Origin of the sequence: Agrobacterium vitis (assembly GCF_037039395.1) — a bacterium.
In the GTDB taxonomy this organism is placed as follows: domain Bacteria; phylum Pseudomonadota; class Alphaproteobacteria; order Rhizobiales; family Rhizobiaceae; genus Allorhizobium; species Allorhizobium vitis_E.
In genome coordinates this window covers 800,741-817,393 of the sequence record NZ_CP146244.1, presented here as the reverse complement: position 1 = coordinate 817,393, position 16,653 = coordinate 800,741, and the positions used below count along the sequence as shown (strand labels likewise).

The 16,653-nt window shown below is 57.2% G+C and carries 17 protein-coding genes; 1 reads left to right on the top strand and 16 read right to left on the bottom strand.

All coding sequences use genetic code 11. The features are described 5' to 3' along the window. Positions 1 to 42 precede the first annotated feature (42 nt). Complete coding sequence (locus tag V6582_RS25015; protein WP_156630129.1) at positions 43 to 204, bottom strand: hypothetical protein; 162 nt, start codon at positions 202 to 204, stop codon at positions 43 to 45. Here V6582_RS25015 and V6582_RS25010 point away from each other — a divergent pair. Continuing rightward, the gene (locus V6582_RS25010; RefSeq protein WP_349508985.1) at positions 194 to 988 is read left to right on the top strand and encodes a MipA/OmpV family protein; all 795 of its coding nucleotides are present in this window, start codon (positions 194 to 196) and stop codon (positions 986 to 988) included. The genes V6582_RS25015 and V6582_RS25010 overlap by 11 nt on opposite strands. Positions 989 to 1,018: 30 nt before the next feature. Here the strand turns inward: V6582_RS25010 and V6582_RS25005 are convergent, their stop codons facing one another. The 15 genes from V6582_RS25005 to V6582_RS24935 form a co-directional block, all read right to left on the bottom strand. Then, on the bottom strand, positions 1,019 to 1,387 hold the full coding sequence (locus tag V6582_RS25005) for an EamA family transporter (RefSeq protein WP_156630133.1): 369 nt from the start codon (positions 1,385 to 1,387) through the stop codon (positions 1,019 to 1,021). Next, positions 1,384 to 2,574, bottom strand: coding sequence for a GNAT family N-acetyltransferase (locus tag V6582_RS25000; protein WP_156630135.1), 1,191 nt, complete (start codon positions 2,572 to 2,574; stop codon positions 1,384 to 1,386). The genes V6582_RS25005 and V6582_RS25000 overlap by 4 nt, the downstream gene beginning before the upstream one ends. A 19-nt stretch (positions 2,575 to 2,593) precedes the next feature. Then, positions 2,594 to 3,409, bottom strand: coding sequence for an alpha/beta hydrolase (locus V6582_RS24995; RefSeq protein WP_156630137.1), 816 nt, complete (start codon positions 3,407 to 3,409; stop codon positions 2,594 to 2,596). Beyond that, positions 3,406 to 4,287, bottom strand: coding sequence for a fatty acid desaturase family protein (locus V6582_RS24990; protein ID WP_156630139.1), 882 nt, complete (start codon positions 4,285 to 4,287; stop codon positions 3,406 to 3,408). The genes V6582_RS24995 and V6582_RS24990 overlap by 4 nt, the downstream gene beginning before the upstream one ends. Then, entirely contained in the window at positions 4,284 to 4,637 is a 354-nt protein-coding gene (locus tag V6582_RS24985; protein WP_156630140.1) for an EamA family transporter, read from the bottom strand. The genes V6582_RS24990 and V6582_RS24985 overlap by 4 nt, the downstream gene beginning before the upstream one ends. Next, positions 4,634 to 5,587, bottom strand: coding sequence for an arginase (locus tag V6582_RS24980; protein WP_337739153.1), 954 nt, complete (start codon positions 5,585 to 5,587; stop codon positions 4,634 to 4,636). The genes V6582_RS24985 and V6582_RS24980 overlap by 4 nt, the downstream gene beginning before the upstream one ends. Before the next feature lie 4 nt (positions 5,588 to 5,591). After that, positions 5,592 to 7,004 carry an aspartate aminotransferase family protein gene (locus V6582_RS24975; RefSeq protein WP_156630142.1) on the bottom strand — a complete coding sequence of 471 codons (1,413 nt, stop codon included), beginning with the start codon at positions 7,002 to 7,004 and terminating at the stop codon, positions 5,592 to 5,594. Between the two features lie 13 nt (positions 7,005 to 7,017). Beyond that, positions 7,018 to 7,722, bottom strand: a complete 705-nt coding sequence (locus tag V6582_RS24970) for an MtnX-like HAD-IB family phosphatase (protein WP_156630144.1) — start codon at positions 7,720 to 7,722, stop codon at positions 7,018 to 7,020. Between the two features lie 178 nt (positions 7,723 to 7,900). Continuing rightward, positions 7,901 to 9,283: a sensor histidine kinase gene (locus V6582_RS24965; RefSeq protein ID WP_337739154.1), complete on the bottom strand. Its 1,383-nt coding sequence runs from the start codon at positions 9,281 to 9,283 to the stop codon at positions 7,901 to 7,903. 3 nt (positions 9,284 to 9,286) lie between these two features. After that, complete coding sequence (locus tag V6582_RS24960) at positions 9,287 to 9,943, bottom strand: response regulator transcription factor (protein ID WP_156630430.1); 657 nt, start codon at positions 9,941 to 9,943, stop codon at positions 9,287 to 9,289. Between the two features lie 194 nt (positions 9,944 to 10,137). After that, a complete protein-coding gene (locus tag V6582_RS24955) occupies positions 10,138 to 11,169 on the bottom strand; it encodes an ABC transporter ATP-binding protein (RefSeq protein WP_156630147.1) in 1,032 nt (343 codons plus the stop codon). Continuing rightward, a complete protein-coding gene (locus V6582_RS24950) occupies positions 11,166 to 12,200 on the bottom strand; it encodes an ABC transporter ATP-binding protein (RefSeq protein ID WP_156630149.1) in 1,035 nt (344 codons plus the stop codon). Before V6582_RS24950 ends, V6582_RS24955 begins: the two co-directional genes overlap by 4 nt. A gap of 8 nt (positions 12,201 to 12,208) precedes the next feature. Beyond that, on the bottom strand, positions 12,209 to 13,348 hold the full coding sequence (locus V6582_RS24945; RefSeq protein ID WP_156630151.1) for an ABC transporter permease: 1,140 nt from the start codon (positions 13,346 to 13,348) through the stop codon (positions 12,209 to 12,211). A 9-nt stretch (positions 13,349 to 13,357) separates the two neighbouring features. Beyond that, positions 13,358 to 14,344: an ABC transporter permease gene (locus V6582_RS24940; protein WP_156630153.1), complete on the bottom strand. Its 987-nt coding sequence runs from the start codon at positions 14,342 to 14,344 to the stop codon at positions 13,358 to 13,360. A gap of 219 nt (positions 14,345 to 14,563) precedes the next feature. Further along, positions 14,564 to 16,465, bottom strand: a complete 1,902-nt coding sequence (locus V6582_RS24935; RefSeq protein ID WP_156630155.1) for an ABC transporter substrate-binding protein — start codon at positions 16,463 to 16,465, stop codon at positions 14,564 to 14,566. Positions 16,466 to 16,653 lie beyond the last annotated feature (188 nt).

Genomic DNA, 16,653 nt, shown 5'->3' with positions numbered 1-16,653 from the left:
AAAAACCCTTCTCCGCATCGTTTTATTCAACCATCAGAACTGTCACTTCAAATTCACCTTATCTTCAGGAAGCATGGGAGAAACGGTGAGGATGTCGCAATGTCCTTGACCGGCGCTGTCTGACAGTTCAATAAAATGACCGGGCTGTAACTTGCCGCTGCTGTTCGACAGAGGCATTTCTGGACGGATGGTTTTGTCTCGCATCACAAATCCTATAATTGCTGGCTGTCTGTCATGTCTGCTGTTTTCTGCCTATAGCAGCCATGCCGCAGACACGACTGCCGACACGGATAGCCGCTGGACAATCACACTCGGAGGTGCTGTCGAACTGGCGCCCAGCTATCCCGGTTCCAAGCAATATACGTTCGGGGTCATTCCCTCCTTCGATATCCGGCGGTTCGGAGAGCCTGAGGAAAATTCAGCGCCTGACGATAATCTGGATTACACGGTGCTCAGCGGGCATGGATTTGAAGTGGGGCCGGTCGTTGGCTTTCGCGACAGCCGCTCCTCCAAATCGACCAATCTCGACGGGCTGAAAAACGTCGAATTCGATATCGATGCCGGTGTCTTCGTCCAATACTGGATCAAGCCGGATGTCTGGCGCGTCCGCTCGGAAGTCCGCCAGGCGCTGTCAAATGGCAGTGGATTGGTGGTCGATATCGGTTCGGACTGGTTTCAGCCGCTTTCCGAAAAATGGCTGCTCTCCGCCGGGCCGAGAGCCACCTTTGGCGACACATCCTATATGAACAAATATTTCGGCGTCTCCGCTGCCGAGGCCAGCCGCAATGGCCGCATCAATGCTTTCGATGCCAGCGCCGGGATAAAATCCGTGGGCTTCACCGTCTCGGCCACCTATACGATTTCGCCTGACATGTCGGTGCAGCTCTATAATCGCTTCGAGCGGCTGGTTGGCGATGCCGCCGATTCTCCTGTTTCCTCCGAGTCTCGGGACGAAAAACCAGAACATCGTTGGAATTGCCTTCAATAAATCCTTCGATATTTCATTCTGAAAACGGCATCAGATTCCAGACTTTGACGCCGTCGCAATGCACCAGGCGCCAGCCAGAATTGTCGCGGTTCCGACCAGGGTCAAAAGCGTGACCGGTTCGTCAAAGATGAACCAGGCCATCGTCATGATCAGCACATAACTGACAGCGGACAATGGAAATGCCTTGCTGAGCGGCAAATCGGCCAGCACCGACATCCAGACGATAAAACAGACGATTTCCGCGATGACAGCGGCAAGAAACCAGTGCGACAGGAAGACATGTTCGAAGAAAGCCGATCCATGCGCGGTATCGGCCTGATCTGCGCCTAATTTCAAAAACATCTGCTGGGCAGTGTTCAGTACCGGCACGGCCAGCCATGACAGGCGAAGCAGTTTCATGCCTCGCCCTCACTCAGTTGAACGCCGCTCGCTTCATCTGCGGCGAAATAGTGCGCGACCAGGCGCAACAGACGTTGAACGACCGGGTTACGGTGGCGAAAATACATTTCATTCGGCGTCAGCCTGCTGCCCAGCCGCACCTTGTTGCTATAATAGGCCTGGCCGCTCTGATAGCGCGTCAATCCGTTCTTCAGGCAATAGCCGATATTCTCAAACCAGCTGAGATAATAGAGATTGTAGGGACGACCTGCCTTTTCATCCATGCAGAAAAACTTGTCGATCAGGGTGTGATCGTTATGCACCATCAGGTTGGCTGCCAGCAATTCGTCGCCAACAAAATACAGGGTGCAGAAAGACCGACCGGGCATATTGTTCAGGATGCCTTCGAAATAGGCCGGCGTCAGCTCTTCAAACTGCCATTCGCTGCGGGTCCGCGTTTCGTTATAAAGCTGCATGATGCGTGGCAGATGGTCACCGAATTGCGTGTGGTATTCGATCCTGACCTGTTCTCGCGCCCGCAATTTGCGGCGCATGTCCTTGCGTGTCGATGATGACAGTCGGGCAAAATAACTGTCCATATCGTTGAAGTCGATGGCAAGCCAGGCGGTCGGCATGCCGCCCAGCGGCGCATAGCCATGGTCCTTGATAACGCGGTCGATCCCGGCCTCCACCGGCTGCGGAATATCCTTCAACGCACCCAGCACGCATTTTCGTGTCCTGGCGTAATCCTCAAAACTGCTCAGCATGGCCTGAAACAGCATTTCATGACGTTCCGGCCTGACCGATGGGTGAAAACCAAGATTGCCGGTCTCCGTGCAAGGCGAGCCGAGACAGGCGAGCGGCAAAGTCAGGAATCTCGGAAAGATACCGCGCAGCCTGCCGATCGCGTCACGGACACGGCCCGCTTCAAGCGTGGTCTCCAAGGCATAGCGGGTGATGAAGGCCGGCATCGCCGCAACAAGATAACCGCCTTCGTAGACCGTGGCGTAACACCATTCGAAGCCAGCGATGCCAGCGCGTTCCACGGTCAGCAAATAATCATAGGCTTCCGGCTCGCCCGGAAAACACTGGTCCCAATCATCGCGGTCGATATCGGCAATGGAGGTTGCAATGCGAGCATCCAAGCGGCGCACCACATCAAGCGTCACATGGTTTGACCTGACATCCTCTGGAACCGTAGATTCCATTGCCCTATTTGCGGACATGTTATGCGCGGTCCGGTACATAATGAGCCTCGAAAAAATCCGCAGTCAGATCGGCGACATGCCGATGCTGGCGGTCCATATGGATCATGTGATAGCTGTCCCGCAGCCAATGTAGTTCACGCGGCCCGCCGAGATGGGATGAGATATATTGGGCATGGCTTGGGCTGCTGACATCGTCCTCAAGCGAATGAACGATCAGCGTCGGCGTCTGCATCGAAGGCAGCCGGGCTTTCAGCACCCGCCCGAGCTTGTCCATTTCCACCAATCCCTTGCCGGGGAAGCTCTCCAGCACGCCGTCGCCATTCATGGCGGCAATCTTGTTGCGCAGCCGGTCGTCCTTGATGCCGAGCGAGCGGGTTTCGTGAAACCTCAACCGATCCAGGAACGGAATCTTCGCCAGCCAGCGAATATTGCGGGCCATGAAATTGTAATGGCGGGGAATGTCCCAGCCATCATAATGGAAGCAGGGCGAGTAGATGGCCGCCGCACGAAGGGTCAAAGGCTGGCGGTCCGCCGCCATCAGCGCCAGCTTTCCACCAGCGCAAATGCCAGCGGCAAAGGCCGCATCGACCCGTGAGGCCAGAACCTGTCCGGCCTCCTCGACGCTCTCAAGCCAATCCTGCCAGCGCGTCTTGCGCAAGGCCGCTTCGTCCGTTCCGTGGCCTGCCAGAAGCGGAGCATAGACCGAATATCCGCGCCGGTGCAATTGCCGGGCCACCAATCGCATTTCTGCCGGCGCTCCGGTCAGACCATGGACAAGAAGGATGCCGCTGCCATTGCTTCCTTCCTGAAAAAAGGACAGCGCATCGGTGCTCATCGTGTCCCCTCCCCTGACAAGGTCTCTTTGGCCAGGTTTTCCTTGGCCATGAAGCCGAGCGCGTGGCAGGTGCTGATCACGTGAGTACCGGCCTTTTCCTGCTCTTCCCTGATACGGTCATGCAGCAGCGGCAATTGCGTCCAATGGGTTTTAGGCCGGTAATGGTGTTCAGCGTGATAGCCATTGCCGAACCACAGCCAGTTATAGAAGCTCTTGTAGCTGCTGACGCCCCAGGCAATCGGCTCGTCCGGATCGCCATGCAGGTGCTCGTAGTAACCATTGAGAGATGACAGGCAATTGCCGAGATAATAGAACGGCACGAGAAACAGTGTCGCCTTCCAGTCATAGGCCAGGGCCGCCAGCGCGACGAGAATGAAGGCGATCAGTTCGATCCGGCCCCACTTGGCTTCGAACGGCCGCTTTGCAGCGATGGCCCGATGGATTTCACCCAGATCGTCCCGGAAGAAGCTCAAAAACGTATAGGAAAACACATTTTCCGGCTCGCCGTTCTTGCCATGCTTATAGATTGACAGCAGATCGACGGTCTTGCCGCTTTCATCCGGCCGGTCGCTATTGCCGGAATGATGGCGCATATGGACCCAGTGATAATAGGTCTGGGAAAAGCCGATGGTGATCGATTCCAGCAGGCTGAAGGCATAGTTCATCCAGCGCGGCTTGAAATAGGGCGTGTGAATGAAGTTATGGGAAATGCTGTTGATGTTCCAGGAAATCGACAGCGCATAAATGCAGGCCAGCACGAAGGAGAGCCACAGCGGCCGGCTCTCGAACCCGGCGATCAAATAGATATTGAAGGCCAGATGCAGCGCTGCGGCTGCGACAGACACGCTATCCCATTTCGAATAGGCAAAGAGTTTCATAGTCCTGTTGCTCCGACACAGACCACACCGGCAGTCACAAGCGCGACCCCGACGGCATGGCGAAGGTTGATGGATTCCTTGAAGATCACCGCACCGGCAATCGTGATGGTGGCATAGCTCATCGCCATGATTGGAAAGGCGATGGACAGCGAAACGCTGGCCAGTACCCGGCTCCAGGCCAGGAGCTCGATGAGCCAGAAGCAGATCCCGGCCCAGACGACGGGCCGCAGGACCATCTGCCTGGCATCGCCCGTGGCCGCCCCTTTTTTGAAGCAGATCTCCCGGCCTGTCTCCGTCAGGATGCAGAACAGGATCAGCGCCAGCATCGACAGGTCGAGCCCCTGCTTCATCGCATCTGCTCCCCGAAGACATCCAACAGCGCGAGGTTTGCGGCGCTGTTGATAGTGCAGATCTGCGGCCCGGAGCATGTATGGCGGGGTTGATCGATCAGGATCTCGCCCTTTTTCAACATCCGGGTCCAGAGAGTGCCGCTATAGTCGGGACGGGAATAATCCCCCGTCACATCGGCGCCGATAATCCGATAGCGCTCACCGATGGCGCTGATGATCGACAGGACATAGGGCATCTGCATGCGGCCCTGGTCCCAATTGGTCACCGCATCACCCTGAACCAGGACATCCTTGTCCAAGGTGATGTAGACGCATTCCGTCTCGATCCCCGCCAGCAGCCGATCGATGAAATTCATCTCGCCGATCTCGGCGATGGTTTGCCAATAGAGATCGCGGTCATGCTGCCGGTAGGATTGCCCGGCACCGTAACTGGCCTTCACCCGGCTTGGCGGATGCATATAGGGATAAAGCTCAAGCCGCCCACTGGCGAGCAGGTCGAGATTTGCACCTTTGCGCTCGGGCGTCTCCAGATCATTGCTACAGACGCCGATGGTGATAACTTTATCGACCTGCGGATTGGCAAGGGTGCGGTTGACCCAGGAGCCGCAATGCATACCGCCATCGAAATGCACCCAGTCGGGATGATTGTCGATGTGAATGACGGTCACCCGCTCGCTGCGGTTTTCCAACGCCTGATCGATCAGCAGCGATGTGACATGGTGGAAATCGCCCGACCCCATGAAGCAGAGGCGCGGTTCGGCAGAGCCCTGCCGTCCCGCCTGCGTTAGCTTGCGCCAGAGCGTATCGAGCGCCGCTTGCCGACCCCAGAGACGCACCGCCCTGCCGCTTTGCTGTTCGTTGAGTTCATGCGCGCCTGCCATCTTGCAGGAGCGCATGAATTCGGGCTGCAACTCCAGCGCGTCATCGAGGTGAAGAAGCAGGAGTTGCACGGCTCTACCTCCGTGCAGCGCGGGTCAGCAGCTGATCGAGCAGGGTGAGCGCCAGATCGATTTCGCTGTTGCTGATCATCAGGTTGGGAGCCAGCGTGATGACGTTCTTATGGTAGCCGCCGACATCGAGCACCAGACCATAGGTCTTGCCATCGACAACCAGATCGCCCTTCATGCCTTCGTCGGACATCCAGTCGAGCGTTGCCTTGTCGGGGGTAAACCCGTCTTCCTTGCAGATTTCCATCCGCAGGGCGAGGCCGAGACCATCGACATCACCGACGATAGCATGACGCTTTTCGAGAACCTTCAATCCATCGAGGAAGCGGGCGCCTTTTTCCATGACGCTGGCGCCAAAATCACCCTCGCCGACCATTTTCATGGTTTCCAGTGCAACGGCGGTGCCCATCGGATTGCTAGCGAAGGTCGAATGGGTCGAGCCGGGCGGGAAGATCGTCGGGTTGATCATTTCCTCACGCGCCCAGATGCCGGACAGCGGATTGAGACCATTGGTAATGGCCTTGCCGAACACCAGAACATCAGGCGACACACCGAAATGCTCAATGGACCACAGCTTGCCAGTGCGGTAAACGCCCATCTGGATCTCATCGACGACCATCAGGATGCCGTGGTCATCAAGCACCTTCTTCAAACCGGTGAAGAAATTCATCGGCGGAATGACATAGCCGCCGGTGCCCTGGATCGGCTCTACATAGAAAGCGGCATATTCGGATTTACCGGCCTTGGGGTCCCAGACGCCGTTATATTCGCTTTCGAACAACCGGGCGAATTTATCGACGCAGATCTGCCCGTATTCTTCCTTGGACATGCCTTTCGGTCCACGGAAGTGATAGGGAAATTCGATGAACTGGGCGCGATCGCCAAAATGGCCATACCGGCGGCGATAGCGATAGCTTGAGGTGATCGCGCTCGCGCCGAGCGTGCGGCCATGATAGCCGCCCTCAAAGGCGAACATCAGGCTTTTGCCGCCGGTGAAATTGCGCACCAGTTTCAGGGAATCCTCGACAGCCTGGGAGCCGCCGACATTGAAATGGACGCGGCCCTTATGGCCGAATTTCTGTTCCGCATCGCGGGCAATCAGCGCGGCCAGTTCGACTTTTTCCCGGTGCAGATATTGGGAGGCCACCTGCGGAAGCTGGTCGAGCTGACGATGTGCCGCATTGTTCAGCCGTTCGTTGCGATAGCCGAAATTGACGGCGGAATACCACATTTGCAGGTCGAGAAACGGCGTCTGGCTGGCGTCGTAGACGAAGGAGCCTTCGCAGCCTTCGAAGAATTTCGGCTTATCCGTATAGTGGACGGTATCACCGTGAGAACAATAGAGGTTCTCAAGCTGTCTCAGCTCGTCTTCCGAAGGCGAGGCGACAGGTGGTTCGGCAATCTTGAGCGTTGCACGCATAGTCTTGTTTTCCCTAAGCTATTTTTGATGCAGGAACAGTCGTCACAGCAGCACCGGCCCCAATCGCCAGGGACTTGGTCTTCAAGGTCTTGAGTGCGGCTGTGATATCGGTGAAATCGCGGTAGGCGATGAAGGGTATCCGGTTTTCCTGGCAATGAACGGCCAGTTTGGATTTGGCGAAGATCAGTTTGGCAGCATGGCTGGAGACGCAGAAATCCGAGCGGCCATCGCCGATATAGATGTGATCCGCATCGCCAGCCCGGATGACGTTGCATTTGCAGACACCCGATCCGGTGACGCAACCGGTGCTGGCAAAGGGATGATCGAGGTCGAAGACCGTCGGGTTGCCGCAGGATGGTTCCAGCATCCGGTTGGCGATCACCTCGATATCGGTGATGCCGTAGTGACTGAGAACGCGGCGAATGAAATAGTCGACGCCATCGCTGACGATGGTCAGACGGATATGGTTCTGGAGGCAGTAGCTGCGGAATTCGGGAAAGCCGGCGTCGATTTCGACCTCGCCGAGAAACCGGTCGATCTCATGCCGATAGGCCTGAAGCAGACGGATCTGAGCCCGCATGCATTCAGCGGAATTGATCTCTCCCGCGTCCCATTGCGCCTCCAGATCCGTCCACTCGGGCAGAGCAAAGCGCTCCAGCACCAGGTCGGTCACATCCTGTTTCGATATCGTACCGTCAAAATCGCAGAAAGCTTGCATGGGGGTTCCTTCAATCTGTGAAGCAACCCTAGAACCGCGAACTGAAAGCTGGATTAGACGAAAATGAAGTGAAACTTAAATGGTGATTTTTTTACCGTCCGGCCTTGCCGTGCCGTCCTCGCATTAAAAATTTTGTTTTATAATCATTTATTTACAGCCTATGACTGTGATCTGCCGGTCAGGCGGACGTGAGCGTATCGGCCGGCACAAGCAGGTCCATGCGCAAGCCATAGCCCCAGTCAGGCACACCCAATTCGATATCGACCGACAGGCGGGTCGCAATTGCCGCGGCAATGGCAAGACCAAGCCCGGTGCCCTCGCGCTCGGTTGTCGGAACCCGGTAAAATTGCTGGAAAACCTTATCGCGATGCTGAACGGGAATGCCCGGTCCGCTGTCATTGACTGAAACGCACCAGCTGGCTCCCTTGGCGATGATCATAACCTGCATTGTACCGGCATCCGGCGAATATTTGATGGCGTTATCGACGACGTTATCGATCATCATCCGCAACAAGGCGCTGTCGGTGGCAACCAATGCCTCTTCGTCGCCGGAAAGCTCGACCTGTAAACGTCTGTCGTTGAAGATTGGCCCGAAATCCGCCAGCGCCTTGGCAACCAGATCGAACAGATTGGTCTCCTGCAGGTTCAGAGGCTGGTGGCTGACACGGGCCAGATTGAGCATCTGCTCGATGAGATGCATCGCCCGCTCATTGCTAGCGGTCAAATCCTTCATCAACGCCTGTCGCTCGTCTTCTGAATCGGACCGTTCGATCAATTGCAGCAGTAATTTTATGCCAGCCTGCGGCGTGCGCAACTGATGGGCGGCGAGATCTGCAAAGCGGCGCTCGAGCGTCAGGGATATGCGCAGCTTTTCCATGAACTGATTGAGCGAGCCAACCAGTGGAATGAGGTCGTGCGGCAAACCATCGGTGGAAATTGCCGAGAGATCGTCCGGTGTGCGCGACCTGATCTGCCGGACAAGCCCCCTGATATGGCTAAGGCCGTTGTGAATGACGAACCAGACCAGAATGGCGATGGCCGGCACCAGGATCATCAATGGAAAGGACAGGTTGAGAATGATATTGGCGACCAGCCCGTCGCGCAGCGCCATTTTCTCGGCCACTTCGATAATGACTTCGGAATTGGGGATCGGCAGAGAATAGACCCGCCAGGCTTCGTTGTTGATGTTGAAATCGGAAAAGCCGCGTTTGAATTCCGGCACCGATTCCGGAAAGGAATTGCTGCTGACCATGACCAGACGGCCATTCTTCCAGGCCCGGAAGGCATGGGCATCGGCGTAGTCGTCCGCGTCCTCATTCAGGGACAGTTGGTCGTCCATGTTGAAATCCAGATCGGGGATCTGGACGATCGGCTTGTCCGAATTCTTGGCGAGCGGATGGTCGAGCAGGACCCAAAGCGTATTGGCGTCGTTGATCAACTCCGCATCATAGATATTTTCGATCTCGCGATCGGCGCTTCGATACGCAAAGGCGCCGACAAGCGCAATTGTTATGATCAGCGTCGGCAGAATTCTCAGGAACAGTCTTTGACTGAGTGTCACGTGTCACCGCTCGACCATATAGCCGACGCCTCTAATGGATTTGATGAAATCGGCGCCCAATTTTTTGCGCAGACTGTAGATCGTCACTTCTATCGTATTGCTCTCCACCATGGCCGAAATATCGTAGAGAGCGTATTCGATATCGCTTTTGGTGACATAACGCCCGGCGCGCTCCATCAGCAGCTTGAGCAAGTGAAACTCCTTGCCGGCCACATGCAGGGGCGTGCCGTTCTGGCGAGCAATCATCGCGGAAGGGTCAAGCTCGACATTGCCGCAACGGATCAACGTTTCGGTGCGCCCTTCATACCGGCGGGCAAGCGCACGCACACGCGCCAGAAGCTCGTCCAGATCGAACGGCTTGACCAGGTAATCGTCGGCCCCTTCATCCAGCCCCTCTACCCGCGAGCGGACACTGTCAAGCGCCGTCAACAACAGGACCGGAACCTTGTTGCCGCTGGCGCGCAAGGTTCGAACCACCTCGAAACCACTGGCTTTCGGCAGGTTCACATCCAGAATAACAACGGCATAGTCATTATCCTGAATGGCAAGCAGCCCGGATTCGCCATCACGCATCAGGTCCACGCCATAGGCGTGTTTCTCAAAGGCCTTCTTCAGGGAAGAACCCAGAATCACATCGTCTTCGACAACCAGAATCCGCAATGCCGATACTCTCACATATGCTTTGCCTGGCACCGAAACGTCCAAACGCCAGCGCCACGCCAGTCGCGCATTCTACTGCACAGTTTGCGCCGCAAATCGAGTCACATTTGCGCAAGGACCTGGGTCAGTGTCGATAAAACAAGAAATGACCCGCCGTCCTTACCAGCGCCAGGTCATCCTGTTTCGGAGCAATTTCAGCGAACGCCCGCCAGATCCAGTTCCGCTGCGCGATGACAGCGCACGGCATTGTCGCTGCCAGCTAACGCTTCCAGCTGCGGCTCCACCTGACGGCAGATATCGGTGGCATAAGGACAGCGGGGATGAAAGACGCAGCCCGACGGCGGCTTGGCGGCATTGGGGATTTCGCCCTTGAGGATGATCCGCTTCTTGGCGGCGTTGGCGCGGGGATCTGGCTGCGGCACAGACGACAGCAGGGCCTCGGTATAGGGATGGCGCGGCTTGTCGAACAGACTTGCCGTATCGGCAATTTCCACCAGCCTGCCCAGATACATCACCCCGACGCGGTTGGCGATATGCTCGACCATCGACAGATCATGGGTGATGAACAGATAGGTCAGGCCGAACTGTTCCTGCAAGTCCTGCATCAGGTTGACGACCTGGGCCGCGACCGAAACATCCAGCGCCGAAACCGCTTCGTCGGCGGCGATGAAGCTGGGGTTGACGGCAAGCGCCCGGGCGATGCCGATGCGCTGGCGCTGGCCGCCGGAAAAGGCATGTGGATAACGGCTCATGAATTCGGGGCGAAGGCCAACGAGCTTCAGCAGGTCCGCCACCCGGTCCTCGATTTCGGACCTCGCTACCTTCTTGTTGATCAGCGGCTCGCCGATAATCTCCAGCAGCCGCAGGCGCGGATTGAGCGACGAATACGGGTCCTGAAAGATCATCTGGACTTCATCGCGTAATTCGCGCATCTCGGCATTGCCCGCCTTGGCAATGTCGATCAGCGAACCATTGCGGCGTCGGAATGTCACCCGTCCTTCGGTGACCGGAAAAGCCCGCAGCAGCAGCCGGGCGACGGTGGATTTTCCCGAACCGCTTTCACCGACCAGCCCCAGGGTCTCCCCTTTGCGCAATTGAAAACTGACATTCTCCACCGCACGCACGGCGCCGGTCTGGCGTCCGAGAAAGCCGGAATGGATGGGGAAATGTTTCTTCAGATCGGCGACATCCATCAGGAGCTCAGGCGCCATGGATAGGTCCGTCATTGGGCGGCACTCCCTGTTTCCATCGCTTCCGCGACAACATGACAACGGGCAATGCGCTCGTCGTCAATCCGGGTGACGGGTGGGTAAATCCGCCGACAGTCACCGTCTCTGGCAAGCTCGCATCTGGGGTGAAACACGCAACCGTCAGGCAGGTTGAAGGGATCGGGGATCATGCCAGGAATGGTGTTCAGCCGGTGCTGTTTTGCCGCCCCAAGCCTTGGGATGGAATTGAGCAATGCCCGTGTATAGGGGTGTTTCGGATCGTAGAAAATATCCTCGGTCCGGCCGGTCTCCACGACATTGCCGAGATACATCACCGAAACCCGGTCGGCGATATCGGCGACCACCCCAAAATTATGGGTGATGAAGATGATCGACATGCCAAGCTCGGCCCTCAACTCCTTCAGCAAATCAAGGATCTGCGCCTCGGTGGTCACGTCCAGCGCCGTCGTCGGCTCGTCGGCAATCAACACCTGCGGTCGGCAGGCGAGCGCGATGGCGATCATGGCGCGTTGACGCATGCCACCCGATAGCTGGTGCGGATAGCTGCGCATCATCTCATCGATACGCGGCAGCCGGACCATGTCGAGCACTTCTCGCGCCCGTTTGTCAGCATCCGCCTTGCTGCCCTGGCTGTGCACCAGGATCGGCGTCATCACCTGATGGCCAATGGTGTGTACCGGCGATAGAGCCGTCATCGGCTCCTGAAAGATCATGCCGATCCGGCCACCGCGCAGGGCGCGCATGTCGCGGCCATTGCGATCCAGCTTGGCGATGTCGGTGGTCTTGCCGGGAACGCCATTGAACAGGATCTGGCCATCGGAAATCTTGCCAACCTTGGGCAGCAATTGCATGATTGCCCGCACCGTAATCGATTTTCCGGAGCCGCTTTCCCCGACGATGCCAAGCACTTCGCCCGGCATGAGTTTCAGGCTGACGCCATCGACTGCCCTGACCACGCCTTCTCGAACTTGAAAGTGAACCTTGAGATTATCGATCTCGATGACAGGCTTTACGCTCTCTTCGGGCATGACGTCACTCATTTGCTATAGGGATCGGCTGCATCGCGCAGGCCATCGCCGAGAAAATTGAAGGCAAGGACGACGATGACGATGGCCGCCCCCGGTGCCAGCAGCCAGGGCGCCTGCGAGATTGTCCGCAGGTTTTGCGCCTCTTGCAGCAGCACGCCCCAACTCACCACCGGCGGACGCAGGCCAAGCCCGAGAAAGCTCAACGCCGTCTCCCCAAGGATCATATCCGGCACCGACAAGGTCAGCGCGGCGATGATATAGCTGGTCATCGAAGGCAGCATGTGCCGGGTGATAATCCGAGATTCCGACGTGCCGCAAAACCGGGCGGCCAGCACGAAATCCTCGTTCTTCACCGACAGGAAACGGCCCCGAACGGTGCGGGCCACATAGGTCCAGCCAATCAGCGACAACAGCAACGTCACGAGGAAATAGACAAACAGCGGGTCCCAGGTGATCGGCAGGGCGGCGGCAAGCCCCATCCACAGCGGGATGGTGGGAATGCAGCGCAGGAATTCCATGCCCCGCTGGACGATATTGTCGGTGATCCCGCCGAAATAACCGGAAATCGACCCCAATGTCAGGCCGAGAACGAAACTGACGGCAACGCCGATCAACCCGACCGATAGCGAGATACGCCCGCCATAGATCAACCGCGACAGCACATCGCGTCCCAGCGTATCGGTGCCGAGCAGGTTGATCTTGTCCTGCCCGGCAGCACCGAACAGACGCAGGTTCCCCTCGATAAGGCCCCAGAATCGATAGGTCTGTCCCTGAACGAAAAACCGGATCGGCACGATCTTCGACGTATCCGGCTTGTACATCGGCCTCAAGGTTACGGGATCGCGGGTGCGGGTCGTCGCATAGACGAAGGGACCGTGGAAATTTCCCTCCTCGTCAAACAGATGCAGTGCCTGGGGCGGCAGCAATGTCGTACGGGCATTGCCCTGGAATGCATCATAGGGCGCGGTGAATTCGGCAAGTCCGGTGACCAGATAGGCCAGGATGAGGATCATCCCCGAAACCATCGCCACCTTGTGGCGCTTGAACCGCCACCACATCAATTGCCGGGGGCTGGCCTGATAGAGCTTTTCCGCCCGCCCCGCCTCGGGCCGGGCCTCATCCATGTCGTTGAGCGTTACATCGGTCATGGTCTGCTCCTATCGGTAGCGGATGCGCGGATCGGAGACCGCCAGCAGGATATCGGACACGATGGTGCCGAGGATGGTGAAGACGCCGAGAATGAGGATGAAGCTACCCGACAGATACATGTCCTGGCTTTGCAGCGCACGCAGCAGCAGCGGTCCGGTGGTCGGCAGGTTCAAGACCACGGATGTGATAACATCGCCGGAAATCAGCGCCGGTAGCGCCCAGCCAATGGTGGAAATAAACGGGTTGAGCGCCACCCGCACCGGATAACGCCAGATGACGCTCCATTCCGTCAGGCCTTGCGCCATCGCGGTTTCGACATAGGGCTTGTTCAGCTCGTCCAGCATATTGGCGCGCACGATGCGGATCAGGCCAGCCGCACCGCTGGTTGAGAGCACCAGCAACGGGATCCACAAATGGCCGAGCAGGTCGGCGACCTTGGCGATGCTCCAGGGCGCATCCTGCATCTGTGGCGACAACAACCCGCCGACATTCATGCCCATCCAGGAATAGGCCAGCCACATCAGGATCAGGGCCGAGAGGAACTCCGGGAACCCACGACCGAGAAACCCGAAAACGGTAAAGAAATAGTCGAGAAACGAATATTGGCGCGCTGCTGCATAGACACCAATCGGGATGGCAATCACCCAGGTAAGCAACAGCGATGAAAAGGAGATTGCCAGCGTCAACGCCAACCGGCCCCAGATCAGGTTGGAGACCGGCTGGTTGTAGGTCAAGGAGGTGCCGAAGTCGCCGTGCAGAACGATATTGCCGATCCACTGCGAATATTGCTCATACATCGGACGGTCCAGGCCAAGCTGATGGCGCAACCGTTCCTCGGTACCCTCAGGCGGGGTGTCGCCATTCGCCCGCATTTCCGCGACAAGGGCCGTGGCGTAATCGCCTGGAGGCAGCTGGATGACCGTGAAGGCAGCGATGGAAACCAGAAACAGCATGGGAATGGCCCAGGCAAACCGGTTAAAGATATAGGATGTCATCACTTTCTCCCGACCATTCCGACGAAGCGTCATTGAAAATGACCCTTCGAGTTTCTTCTGCAGACATCTCAAATCGCTGATGGATTTGAGATGTCTGCACCGCCCTGCATTCAAGGATGCATAAGCATCGTCACGCCCTGATATTGCATTGTTCGGTCGCGTCTTCGCCCATCCGGAAATTTGCGGCGGCCTGCAAAGATGCAAGGCCGCCGTGACCGATCATTTCTTGAAGAACAGCTGCGCCGGAATGGCATTGCCTTCATTGCGCAGGGCTTCTTCGTTGGTCATCACATCGGGGAAATTGCCGATCTTGTTGTTGACAACGAAGGGCGTGACAGATTCGCCGACAAGACCGATCATCCAGACATTGTCCTTCATGACATTGATCATGTCCTTCATATGCCGGTTGGCTTCATCCACGGTCTTGGAGCTTGACGCGGCGGTCCAGGCGTCAAACAGCTTGCGGATCGGGTGATCCTTCGGCGGCTCCGTGCCGCTCTTGCCAGCGGAATTATACCATTCGAAATAGGCGTTGGCGTAGGATTCCCGGCCAAGCAGCAGGGTCGGATCGGCCTGAGGCATCAGCAAACGGTCGGCATAGGCGGTGATGATATCGAAATTGCCGGATTTGATATGCTGAAGGCTGGCGGTTTCATCAACCGAACGGATCAGCCCTTCAATGCCGATCTGCTGCCAGCCCTGACGGATCACCTCCACCATCTCAGGCGGAATATTCTCGTCAATCGTCTCGATCACCAGGCTGAGGCGCTTGCCATCCGGCCCGGTGCGGAACCCGTCGGCACCCTTTTTCAGGCCGATCTCGTCCAACAGCATATTGGCGCGATCAATATCGAGACCGGTCCACTTGGTCTCAAATTCGGGGTCGTAATAGGGTGATCCCTTGGCCGGTGCGGCGGCTCTTGGTATGGCCAGCCCGGAAAACACGGTCTCATTAATGGCTTCGCGGTCGATGGAAATGCTCAACGCTTCGCGAAAGCGAATATCGTCGAACAGCTTGCGCTTCACCTCATTGGTATCGTTGATATTGGGGATGATCGCCAGGTTTTCGCCGCTCTTCCAAGGATGAACGGTGTAATTGCCTGCCTGCTCGTTTTCCTTCAGCAGCGGATAATCGCGCGCCTCGACGAAACGCGACTGGAAGTCGATCTGTCCCTGAACGATCATCAGGTTGACCGCCTGATGGTCCTGGAAAAGTTTTGCCTCGATCCGGTCGATATAGGGAAGCTGGTTGCCAGCCTTGTCGGTTGCCCAGTAATAGGGATTACGCTCGAAAACGATGGTGCTGGCCGGTGGCGGCGTCACGACCTTCCAGGCGGTGACGACAGGCAGATCCGGGTTCAACCACCAGGCCTGGATCACGCCCTTCAGATCCCAGAGCGCCCGCCAGTTGGGAACGCCCTTGGCCTTGACGATGGCGTCCAGCTCTTCCGGTGTGCTGTATTTCGGCAGGAATTTCTTCAGGTAATGGGCTGGCTGGATAAAGCTCGGCTTGTCGAGACCCGGCCATCCCGTCGATTGAACCGCCAGAACATAGGGAAACAGCGCGTAAGGCTGGGCGAAGCTGACTTTGAACGTATGCGCATCGACAATGTCGAGCTTCATCGGCTTGCCGCCTGAAAACAGGAAGCCGGGAGGGCTGGGATTGAGATCGGCATTGAGGAACAGATCCTCATACCAGAATTTCACATCTTCCGTCGTAACCGGCACTCCATCGGACCATTTCATGCCATCGAGCAGCGTGAAGGTAAATTCGGTTGAATCGGCATTGGCCGACCAGCTTTCGACAAAACGCTGCACAAGATCGACCTTGCCGTCGGACGATTGCTGTAACTTCAAGGCGCGCTCTTCGATCAGCTTGGTGGAGCCCATGCGGTCACCGATGCCGCTATAGGCACGCCGGAGCGTGCCGCCATAGGTGCCGATCTCGTTATAAACAGGAATGATGGCGGGCTTCTTGGGAAGGCGCTGTTCGACCGGCGGGAGCTTGCCCGCATCGACCTGGCTCTTCAGCATCGGCGCCTCGCCGAACGCATAGGCATTGGTCAGCGACAGCATGACGCCAAACCCACCGCCAACCCATTTCAAAACGCTTTTCTGCATCGAATTTTCCTCCTGATGGCCACCGGTGAACTCAAGCTTTGGTTCACGCAATTGCGCGGGCCGGTTTCACCTTGCTGTTCCCTTGCAGGCGAGACGGCGGATGATGGGAAATACAGCGCCGTGCGGCCACCACATCCACAAAATCGCTGTAGCAACTTATTGTCCCTGCATGATCTGCTGCCCGGCCT

Coding starts and splice junctions, on each gene's coding strand:
- V6582_RS25015 (WP_156630129.1), bottom strand. CDS start 204: ATGCGAGACAAAACCATCCGTCCAGAAATGCCTCTGTCGAACAGCAGC.
- V6582_RS25005 (WP_156630133.1), bottom strand. CDS start 1,387: ATGAAACTGCTTCGCCTGTCATGGCTGGCCGTGCCGGTACTGAACACT.
- V6582_RS25000 (WP_156630135.1), bottom strand. CDS start 2,574: ATGGAATCTACGGTTCCAGAGGATGTCAGGTCAAACCATGTGACGCTT.
- V6582_RS24995 (WP_156630137.1), bottom strand. CDS start 3,409: ATGAGCACCGATGCGCTGTCCTTTTTTCAGGAAGGAAGCAATGGCAGC.
- V6582_RS24990 (WP_156630139.1), bottom strand. CDS start 4,287: ATGAAACTCTTTGCCTATTCGAAATGGGATAGCGTGTCTGTCGCAGCC.
- V6582_RS24985 (WP_156630140.1), bottom strand. CDS start 4,637: ATGAAGCAGGGGCTCGACCTGTCGATGCTGGCGCTGATCCTGTTCTGC.
- V6582_RS24975 (WP_156630142.1), bottom strand. CDS start 7,004: ATGCGTGCAACGCTCAAGATTGCCGAACCACCTGTCGCCTCGCCTTCG.
- V6582_RS24970 (WP_156630144.1), bottom strand. CDS start 7,722: ATGCAAGCTTTCTGCGATTTTGACGGTACGATATCGAAACAGGATGTG.
- V6582_RS24955 (WP_156630147.1), bottom strand. CDS start 11,169: ATGACGGACCTATCCATGGCGCCTGAGCTCCTGATGGATGTCGCCGAT.
- V6582_RS24950 (WP_156630149.1), bottom strand. CDS start 12,200: ATGCCCGAAGAGAGCGTAAAGCCTGTCATCGAGATCGATAATCTCAAG.
- V6582_RS24945 (WP_156630151.1), bottom strand. CDS start 13,348: ATGACCGATGTAACGCTCAACGACATGGATGAGGCCCGGCCCGAGGCG.
- V6582_RS24940 (WP_156630153.1), bottom strand. CDS start 14,344: ATGACATCCTATATCTTTAACCGGTTTGCCTGGGCCATTCCCATGCTG.
- V6582_RS24935 (WP_156630155.1), bottom strand. CDS start 16,465: ATGCAGAAAAGCGTTTTGAAATGGGTTGGCGGTGGGTTTGGCGTCATG.